This is a genomic window from Hydrogenophaga sp. (assembly GCF_048549895.1).
In the GTDB taxonomy this organism is placed as follows: domain Bacteria; phylum Pseudomonadota; class Gammaproteobacteria; order Burkholderiales; family Burkholderiaceae_C; genus Hydrogenophaga.
In genome coordinates, this window is sequence record NZ_JBLYYB010000144.1 from 1 (window position 1) to 9,003 (window position 9,003).

Genomic DNA, 9,003 nt, shown 5'->3' on the forward strand with positions numbered 1-9,003 from the left:
CAGTACAGCGCGATGAACACGGGGATCTGGATCAGGATGGGGAAGCAGCCGCCCAGCGGGTTGACCTTTTCCTCCCGGTACATCTTCATCATTTCCTGCTGCATGGCCTGCGGGTTGCCCTTGAGGCGCTCGCGCATTTCCATGATGCGGGGGTTGATCTTCTTCATCTTGGCCATGCTGCGGTAGGCGCTGGCGTTGAGCCAGTAGAACGCGGCCTTGATCAGCACCACCAGCAGCACGATGGACCAACCCCAGTTCGCCACGAAGCCGTGGATCTTTTCCAGCAGCCAGTACAGCGGCTTGGCCAGGATGGTCAGCCAGCCGTAATCCTTCACCAGTTCCAGACCGGGAGCGATGGTCTCCAGCACTTTTTCTTCTTGCGGACCGACAAACAGGCGGGCCTGCACGCTCTGCGTCTGGCCGGGCTCGATGGCCGGCAGGTTGGTGATGCTGCCCACCGCGTACAGGTTGTCGTCCACCTTGCGGGCGAAGTTGTCGCGCGCCACCCCATCGGCCAGCAACCAGGCCGAGGCAAAGTAGTGCTGCACCATGGCCACATAACCGTCGGTGCTGGACTTGACGTACAGGTCTTCCTTTTTCTTCTCGATGTCGGCGAACTCGACCTTCTGGTACTTCTTCTCGTTGGTGTAGACAGCCGGGCCGGTGAAGGTGGAGTAGAACGGCGTCTCGCTGCTGAGCTTGCTGCCGTCGCGCACCAGTTGCAGGTAGAGCTGCGGGCTCACAGCCTGCGTGCCCAGGTTCTGCACCTCATGCTTCACCGCGATGTCGTAGCGGCCGCGTGTGAGGGTGTAGGTCTTGACCAGCTTCACGCCACCCACGTCGGCCGACTCGAAGCGCACCTGCAGCTCGTTCTGGCCATCGGCCAGCGCGGTCTCCGGCGTCACCAGGTTCATGGGCGTCTTGTGGGTGGGGAACGCACCACCGATCAGACCCGTCTGCGCCACGTAGATGCGGTCGGCGCCTTGCGTCAGCAGCGTGAACGGCTGTTCGCTCTGGTCCTTGCTTTGCTGCGTGGCTTCGGCGTGCTTGAGCAGCTCGGCGCCGATCAGCGATCCGCCTTCGGTGTTGAACACCAGCTTGAACACGTCGGTGGTCACCACGTGGCGCGCGGCCACCGGGCTGGGTGCTCCGGCGGGGGCTTCACCAGGTGCGCCGGTGGTCGCGGGCGACGGCACGGCCACCGCCATGGGCACGCTGGCGTCAGCGGCCGGCGCTGCGGTGGTGGCCGGTGCGCTCACCTGCGTCGAGCCGGGGAAGAAAGTGGGCTTGTGCCCGTTGTGGATCTGCCATTTGTCCCAGATCAGGACCATGGACAGACCAAACACCACCCACAGGATGGACCGACGGATGTCATTCATGACGCGTTCTTCTTTGCTGAGGAGGGTGAAAGCAGACGGGAGAAGAGGGCGGGCCGGGACTCGGGCACCGGATCGAAACCACCTTCGCACCAGGGATGGCAGCGCACCAGGCGAGCGGCCGTGAGATAGGCGCCAGCGGCTGCGCCGTGCTGCTCCAGCACGCCGATGGCATACGCCGAGCAGGTGGGCTCGAAGCGGCAACCGCTGCCCAGCGACGGGCTCAGCAGGAGCCGATAGCCCTTGACGAGACCCACCAGCGCCTGGCGCGGCCACTCAGACCACATCACGGGCCTCGGCGGACATCGCGGGTTTCGGCAACTGTGCACGCGACAACAACTGCTCCAGCTCCAGGCGAACCGCCCGCTTGAGCGCATCGGACGTGGCGCTCACGAACTGCTTGCGGCTGAATTCGCTGCGCAGTCGCACCACCCAGGCCGCCTGGGGCAGCGGGGCAGCGCGGTGCCGTGCCACTTCATAGATCTGACGGCGAATCGCGTTGCGCGTGACAGCGCGTCGCGCCCAGCGTTTGGGCAGCAGCACGCCCAGCCAGGCATCGGCCACCGGAAACAGCGATTTGCCCTCGACAGACACGTCCAGGGCAGTGCGGTGCAAGGCGAAATGGGGCGTCTTGGCCACGGGGGCTCCGGCCATCGCGGCCTGGAACTGCTGGCGGGACCGCAGGCGCTGGGTCACCGCACAACCGCCGACATTTGAAGGCAGACGGGCCGGGCACAGGGACGCCGGCACGACATCCGCCGATTCAACACGCCGACTCAGACGGCCAGGCGCTTGCGGCCCTTGGCGCGGCGGGCGTTGATCACGGCACGGCCGCCGCGGGTCTTCATGCGAACGAGGAAGCCGTGGGTGCGGGCGCGGCGGATCTTGGAAGGCTGGTAGGTGCGTTTCATGGTGGTCTCTTACAAATCGGGGAAACCCGCGATTATCGCAAAGAATTCCCTGCAGCGGCAAGCACTTGGCCTGACGTGCCAACGATTCACTTCAGCAGCGCACCGGCCCGGCAGGGTCGGGGCGGTGCGCAGAACGTCTTGTGGATAAGTCGCTGGCCCCCCTACAATGGCCGGCGACCCCCGCATGATTTGTCCACAACCACAACAACACCGCATCCCAGCATGATCGAGGGCCTTCCCCCCAGCGCGCCCCTGTCTTCCAGCAGCACAGACACCCTCTCTTTGTGGTCGGCCTGCACGGACCGGCTGTCCCAGGACATTCCGGAACAGCAGTTCAACACCTGGATCCGCCCCCTCTCGGCCAGCGTGTCACCCGACGCTTCCCGGGTCACTGTGGCGGTGGCCAACCGCTTCAAACTGGACTGGATCCGCACCCAGTACGCCGCCCGCATCACCGCTTTGCTGGAGTCCATCCAGGGTGCGCCTGTGGTGCTGGAGTTGGTGCTTGCTCCGCGTGAAGGCCCCAGCCGCACGTCGCCAACCCCCCGAACAGCCCAGGAGCAGGTGCTGGCCGAACTGCCCGACCTGGCGCCGGCCGAGGTGGCCGCGCCCAGTGGCCCCAAGACCCGACTGAACCCGGCACTCGCATTCTCCACGCTGGTCGAAGGTTCGGCCAACCGCATGGCGCGCGCCGCCGCCCTGCACATCGCCGGCAGCCTGGGCCAGCTGTACAACCCACTGTTCATTTACGGCGGTGTGGGCCTGGGCAAGACCCACCTGGTGCACGCCATCGGCAACCACCTGCTGGCCGACCGTCCACAGGCCAAGGTGTTGTACATCCACGCCGAGCAGTTTGTGTCGGATGTGGTCAAGGCTTACCAGCGCAAGACCTTCGACGAATTCAAGGAGCGTTACCACTCGCTGGACCTGCTGCTGATCGACGATGTGCAGTTCTTCGCCGGCAAGGAGAAGACGCAGGAAGAATTCTTCAATGCCTTTGAAGCCCTGCTGGCCAAAAAAAGCCACATCGTGCTGACCAGCGACACCTACCCCAAGGGCCTGGCCGACATTTCGGACCGCCTGGTCTCGCGCTTCGGCTCGGGCCTGACGGTGGCGATCGAGCCGCCCGAGCTGGAAATGCGCGTGGCCATCCTGATCAACAAGGCGGCGGTGGAGAACGCGGTGATGCCCGAAGAGGTGGCATTTTTTGTGGCAAAGAACGTGCGCTCCAACGTGCGCGAGCTCGAAGGTGCGCTGCGCAAGATCCTGGCCTATTCGCGCTTCAACCAGAAAGAGATTTCGATCGCGCTGGCGCGCGAGGCGCTCAAAGACCTGCTGTCGATCCAGAACCGGCAGATCAGCGTGGAGAACATCCAGAAGACGGTGGCCGACTTCTACAAGATCAAGGTCGCGGACATGTACAGCAAGAAGCGCCCGGCCAGCATTGCGCGGCCGCGCCAGATTGCCATGTTCATCGCCAAGGAACTGACCCAGAAAAGCCTGCCCGAGATCGGCGAGCTGTTTGGCGGGCGCGACCACACCACGGTGCTGCACGCGGTGCGCAAGATCGGGGCCGAGCGCCAGCAAAACACCGAGCTGAACCAGCAGCTGCATGTGCTGGAACAGACCCTCAAGGGATGAGGCCGTAAAAAGGCGAAAATAGCGAAGATTTGGCGCCGACAAACGCAGGGCCCGCCGGGGAGGCAGCCCCCGGACCACAAGCAACCAGAGACGAAAGAGTCTGACATGATCGTTTTCAAATCGACCCAGGACAAGGTCCTGGCCGCGCTGCAATCGGTGGCCGGCATCGTGGAACGCCGCCACACCCTGCCCATCCTGGCCAACGTGTTGTTGCGCAAGACCGGCTCGCAGGTGCAGCTGACCACCAGCGACCTGGAGATCCAGATCCGCACCACCGCCGAGCTCGACGGCGACAGCGGCAACTTCGCCACCACGCTGGGCGCGCGCAAGCTCATCGACATCCTGCGCACCATGTCGGGCGACCAGAGCGTGAGCCTGGAGTCCAGCGCCGGCAAGCTCATCCTCAAGGGCGGCAAGAGCCGCTTCACGCTGCAGAGCATGCCGCCCGAAGACTTTCCGCTGGTGCAGGAGTCCGCCAGTTTCGGCCCGGTGTTCTCGGTGCCGCAGAAGACGTTGAAAAGCCTGCTCGGTCAGGTGTCGTTTTCGATGGCGGTGCACGACATCCGCTACTACTTGAACGGCATCCTGTTCGTGGCCGAAGGCAAGCAGCTCAGCCTGGTGGCCACCGACGGCCACCGCCTGGCATTTGCCAGCGCCACGCTGGACGTGGAAGTGCCCAAACAAGAGGTGATCCTGCCGCGCAAGACGGTGTTGGAACTGCAGCGCCTGCTGAGCGACAAGGAGGGCGCGATCGAGATGCAGTTCGCCGCCAACCAGGCCAAGTTCAGCTTTGACGGCATGGAGTTCGTCACCAAGCTGGTCGAGGGCAAGTTCCCCGACTACAACCGCGTGATCCCCAAGAACCACAAAAACATCGTGACGCTGGGCCGCGTGCCGCTGCTGGCCTCGCTGCAGCGCACCGCCATCATGACGAGCGAGAAGTTCAAGGGCGTGCGCCTGAACATCGAGCCCGGCGCGTTGCGCGTGGCGTCCAGCAACGCCGAGCAGGAAGAAGCGGTTGACGAGCTCGACATCGACTACGGCGGCGACACGATCGAGATCGGCTTCAACGTCACCTACCTCATCGACGCGCTGCAGAACATGACGCAAGAGATGGTTCGCATCGAACTGTCTGACGGCAACAGCTCCGCGCTGGTGACCAACCCCGACGACAACGCCTTCAAGTACGTTGTCATGCCGATGCGGATCTGATCGGCCGCGATCCCCTCTCCCCCAAGCCCGACCCGCTGCCCAGCGGGTTTGGCCTTTCTAGCGATTGAGAAAAGCCCCCTATGTCCGAAGCCAACAAGCCCGCCGATTCCGTCAACACCGGTGCGGCCAACGCCGACAGCTCCAATTTCCAACCCACCATCGACGCCCACCAGGTCGGCGCCAGCGAGGGGTATGGCGAGGGCTCGATCCAGATCCTGGAAGGCCTGGAGGCCGTGCGCAAGCGCCCGGGCATGTACATCGGCGACACGTCGGACGGCACCGGCCTGCACCACCTGGTGTTCGAGGTGGTCGACAACTCCATCGACGAAGCCCTGGCCGGCCATTGCGACGACATCGTCGTGACCATCCACAGCGACAACTCCATCAGCGTCACCGACAACGGCCGCGGCATCCCCACCGGCGTGAAAATGGACGACAAGCACGAGCCCAAGCGCTCGGCGGCCGAGATCGCGCTCACCGAGCTGCACGCCGGCGGCAAGTTCAACCAGAACAGCTACAAGGTTTCGGGCGGCCTGCACGGCGTGGGTGTGAGCTGCGTGAACGCGCTGAGCCAGTGGCTGCGCCTGACTGTGCGCCGCGAAGGCAAGATGCACCAGATCGAATTCGCGCGCGGTTTCGTGCAGAACCGCATCGTCGAGAAGACCGCCAGCGGCATTGAAATTTCGCCCATGAAAGTGACCGGCGACACCGAGAAGCGCGGCACCGAAGTGCACTTCCTGCCCGACTACGACATCTTTCGCGAGAACGCCGACTTCCACTACGAAATCCTGTCCAAGCGCCTGCGCGAGCTTTCGTTCCTCAACAACGGCGTGCGCATCCGCCTCAAAGACGAGCGCAGCGGCAAGGAAGACGACTTCTCCGGCGCCGGTGGCGTCAAGGGCTTTGTCGACTTCATCAACAAGGGCAAGACGGTGCTGCACCCCAACGTGTTCCACGCGCTGGGCGACCGCGCGAGCGACCAGGGCACCAACATCGGCGTGGAAGTGGCGATGCAGTGGAACAGCGGCTACAACGAACAAGTGCTGTGCTTCACCAACAACATCCCGCAGCGCGACGGTGGCACCCACCTCACCGGCCTGCGCGCCGCCATGACGCGGGTGATCAACAAGTACATCGACGACAACGACTTCGCCAAGAAGGCCAAGGTCGAGGTCACCGGTGACGACATGCGCGAAGGCCTGTGCTGCGTGCTGTCGGTCAAGGTGCCCGAGCCCAAGTTCAGCAGCCAGACCAAGGACAAGCTGGTGTCCAGCGAAGTGCGTGGCCCGGTCGAAGACATCGTGAGCCGCTTGCTGGCCGACTATTTGCAGGAACGCCCGAACGACGCCAAGATCATCTGCGGCAAGATCGTGGACGCCGCGCGCGCCCGCGAAGCCGCGCGCAAGGCCCGCGAAATGACGCGCCGCAAAGGCGTGCTCGACGGCATGGGCCTGCCCGGCAAACTGGCCGACTGCCAGGAAAAAGACCCGGCGCTGTGCGAGATCTACATCGTGGAGGGCGACTCCGCCGGTGGCTCCGCCAAACAGGGCCGCGACCGCAAGTTCCAGGCGATCCTGCCGCTGCGCGGCAAGATCCTGAACGTGGAGAAAGCGCGCTACGAAAAGCTGCTCACCTCCAACGAAATCCTGACGCTCATCACCGCGCTGGGCACCGGCATCGGCAAGGCCGGCGGTGAAAGCGCCAACGGCGACGGCAAGGACGACTTCAACGTCGCCAAGCTGCGTTACCACCGCATCATCATCATGACCGACGCCGACGTGGACGGCGCCCACATCCGCACCCTGCTGCTGACCTTCTTCTACCGCCAGATGCCCGAGCTCGTTGAGCGTGGCCACATCTACATCGCGCAGCCGCCGCTGTACAAAGTGAAAGCCGGCAAGGAAGAGCTCTACCTGAAAGACGCCGCCGCGCTCGACGGTTTCCTGCTGCGCATCGCGCTCAAAGATGCATCGGTCTTCACCGGCGGTGCCACGCAAACCACCCTCACCGGCGACACGCTGGGTGAGCTGGCCCGCAAGCACCAGATTGCGGAAAGTGTGATCGCGCGCCTGTCCAACTTCATGGACGCCGAAGCGCTGCGTTCGATTGCCGACGGTGTGTCGCTCAACCTCGACTCCGTGGAGCAGGCCGAGGTCAGCGCCATCGCATTGCAGGCCAAGCTGCGCGAACTCACCACCACCGGCGTGCCCGCCGAAGTGGCCGCCGAGTTCGACGTGCGCACCGACAAACCCATCCTGCGCATCAGCCGCCGCCACCACGGCAACACCAAGAGCAGCGTGCTCACGCAGGACTTCGTGCACGGCGCCGATTACGCGGCACTCGCCACCGCCGCAGAAACCTTCCGCGGCCTGCTCGGCGAAGGCGCCAAGGTCATGCGCGGCGAAGGCGAAAAACAGAAAGAAGAAAAAGTGGCCGACTTCCGCGTGGCCATGCGCTGGCTCATCAGCGAAGCCGAGCGCACCACCGCACGCCAGCGCTACAAGGGCCTGGGCGAAATGAACCCCGCCCAGCTCTGGGAAACCACCATGGACCCCACCGTGCGCCGCCTGCTGCGCGTGCAGATCGACGACGCGATCGAAGCCGACCGCGTGTTCACGATGCTCATGGGCGATGAAGTGGAACCGCGTCGCGATTTCATCGAGGCCAACGCTTTGAGAGCGGGGAATATCGATGTTTGAGGCTGCGTGTAGATGAACCCATAAGCTGAGAAATTGAGACCCATAAGTTGAGAAACTTATGGGTCTCTCGCATTGGTGCGCCAAAAACTCTCAAGCGGCAGTTGTGCCATCTATATGCCCGGGACTCTAGAACGCCCAATTCAAAAATGACTTAATCAATCGCAGTCAAGGCGACCTTAATTGCCACTAAATGCCTCAGATAACGGCCATTTCTGCAGGATATTACTTAGCAACTGAAGATGTGAGGGAGTGCGTTCGCGTCTAAAGTTACATTGGCGGAGTCGTTTCGAGCGTCTTCGAGTTTCGCCAAACACTGGTCAATGAATACGCCGAATTCACGCGCAAGCAAGGTGCCTCGAAAACCTGTATCCGTCCACCGAGCCGGAGCGTGCAGCCGGCATCGTGCATATGTACGCGGATTGGGCAAAGCGCGTGGCTAAGGAGCTGCGCAAGCTCGCCGATGTCCCTTACCATGCGGGCATCTGGCGTTTATCGGCAGCAACTCGCGTTGTGCTCCTGGGCCCGCGGAACCTTGAATACTCCCCACGCTTATTGAAATATGCAAGTATTGACCTTCCGGAATGGCGGAGCTTGGCGCGAAGTTAAAGACCCTCAGGAGGATGGTAACGGACGCACCATCCCTGACCCAGCACTCGCAGAAATCAACCGCAACCTTTCCGACTGCTTCAGGTGCACCAACCTTGTCGTTCTCACAGGGCTCGGTACGTCCCTGCATGTAAACGCGCAACCTAAGGCTCCAGGGGAGTCCGGTCCACGGGCGGCACAAGCGGGAAAGCGCATCGCTCCCACGATGGCTGACCTGTGGATGGAGTGCAGGGCAAATTGCGGGGAGCGCTTCGACAAGGTCATCGCGCTCACGCATTTCCCGACGGCCAAGGGTGAAAACATCGAAGCGCTGCTCTCGCACTGCAAGATTGCGGAAGAGTTCCTTGGTGACGGGGAAGAGAAGACGCAGGTCACGGAATTTATTGCCATCGCCGAACAGACAGTTCGCGACTGCGTACGCTTCTTGGATGTTGAGGATGAAGTTGGCCTTCATGCCGACTTTCTTCGCCGGCTGGTTCGTCGGTCCACGCGAAAGCTGCGCACAAAAGTCTTTACAACCAACTATGACTTGTGCTTCGAGTACGCTGCGCGCAAAGG

General features: G+C 63.0%; 7 protein-coding genes and 1 pseudogene. 4 read left to right on the forward strand and 4 right to left on the reverse strand.

All coding sequences use genetic code 11. The annotated features are described in order from the left end of the window. The 4 genes from yidC to rpmH form a co-directional block, all read right to left on the reverse strand. On the reverse strand, nucleotides 1–1,379 hold a 1,379-nt coding region (gene yidC, locus ACN4F8_RS14710), incomplete at its 3' end, for a membrane protein insertase YidC (RefSeq protein WP_419474261.1). Continuing rightward, nucleotides 1,376–1,663 carry a membrane protein insertion efficiency factor YidD gene (gene yidD / locus ACN4F8_RS14715; RefSeq protein WP_419474262.1) on the reverse strand — a complete coding sequence of 96 codons (288 nt, stop codon included), beginning with the start codon at nucleotides 1,661–1,663 and terminating at the stop codon, nucleotides 1,376–1,378. The genes yidC and yidD, both read right to left, overlap by 4 nt. Continuing rightward, complete coding sequence (locus tag ACN4F8_RS14720) at nucleotides 1,653–2,072, reverse strand: ribonuclease P protein component (RefSeq protein WP_419474263.1); 420 nt, start codon at nucleotides 2,070–2,072, stop codon at nucleotides 1,653–1,655. Before ACN4F8_RS14720 ends, yidD begins: the two co-directional genes overlap by 11 nt. Nucleotides 2,073–2,152: 80 nt before the next feature. Continuing rightward, a complete protein-coding gene (gene rpmH, locus ACN4F8_RS14725; protein WP_006299042.1) occupies nucleotides 2,153–2,287 on the reverse strand; it encodes a 50S ribosomal protein L34 in 135 nt (44 codons plus the stop codon). Nucleotides 2,288–2,509: 222 nt separating this feature from the next. On the opposite strand from rpmH, the gene dnaA reads away from it, so the two are divergent. From dnaA to ACN4F8_RS14745, 4 genes and pseudogenes are all read left to right on the forward strand, one after another. Then, entirely contained in the window at nucleotides 2,510–3,928 is a 1,419-nt protein-coding gene (dnaA, locus tag ACN4F8_RS14730; RefSeq protein ID WP_419474264.1) for a chromosomal replication initiator protein DnaA, read from the forward strand. A gap of 105 nt (nucleotides 3,929–4,033) precedes the next feature. Then, nucleotides 4,034–5,140, forward strand: coding sequence for a DNA polymerase III subunit beta (dnaN, locus tag ACN4F8_RS14735; protein ID WP_419474265.1), 1,107 nt, complete (start codon nucleotides 4,034–4,036; stop codon nucleotides 5,138–5,140). A gap of 80 nt (nucleotides 5,141–5,220) precedes the next feature. Next, on the forward strand, nucleotides 5,221–7,839 hold the full coding sequence (gene gyrB, locus ACN4F8_RS14740) for a DNA topoisomerase (ATP-hydrolyzing) subunit B (RefSeq protein WP_419474266.1): 2,619 nt from the start codon (nucleotides 5,221–5,223) through the stop codon (nucleotides 7,837–7,839). Nucleotides 7,840–8,398: 559 nt separating this feature from the next. After that, nucleotides 8,399–9,003: pseudogene (locus ACN4F8_RS14745) on the forward strand (SIR2 family protein); the annotation flags it as partial.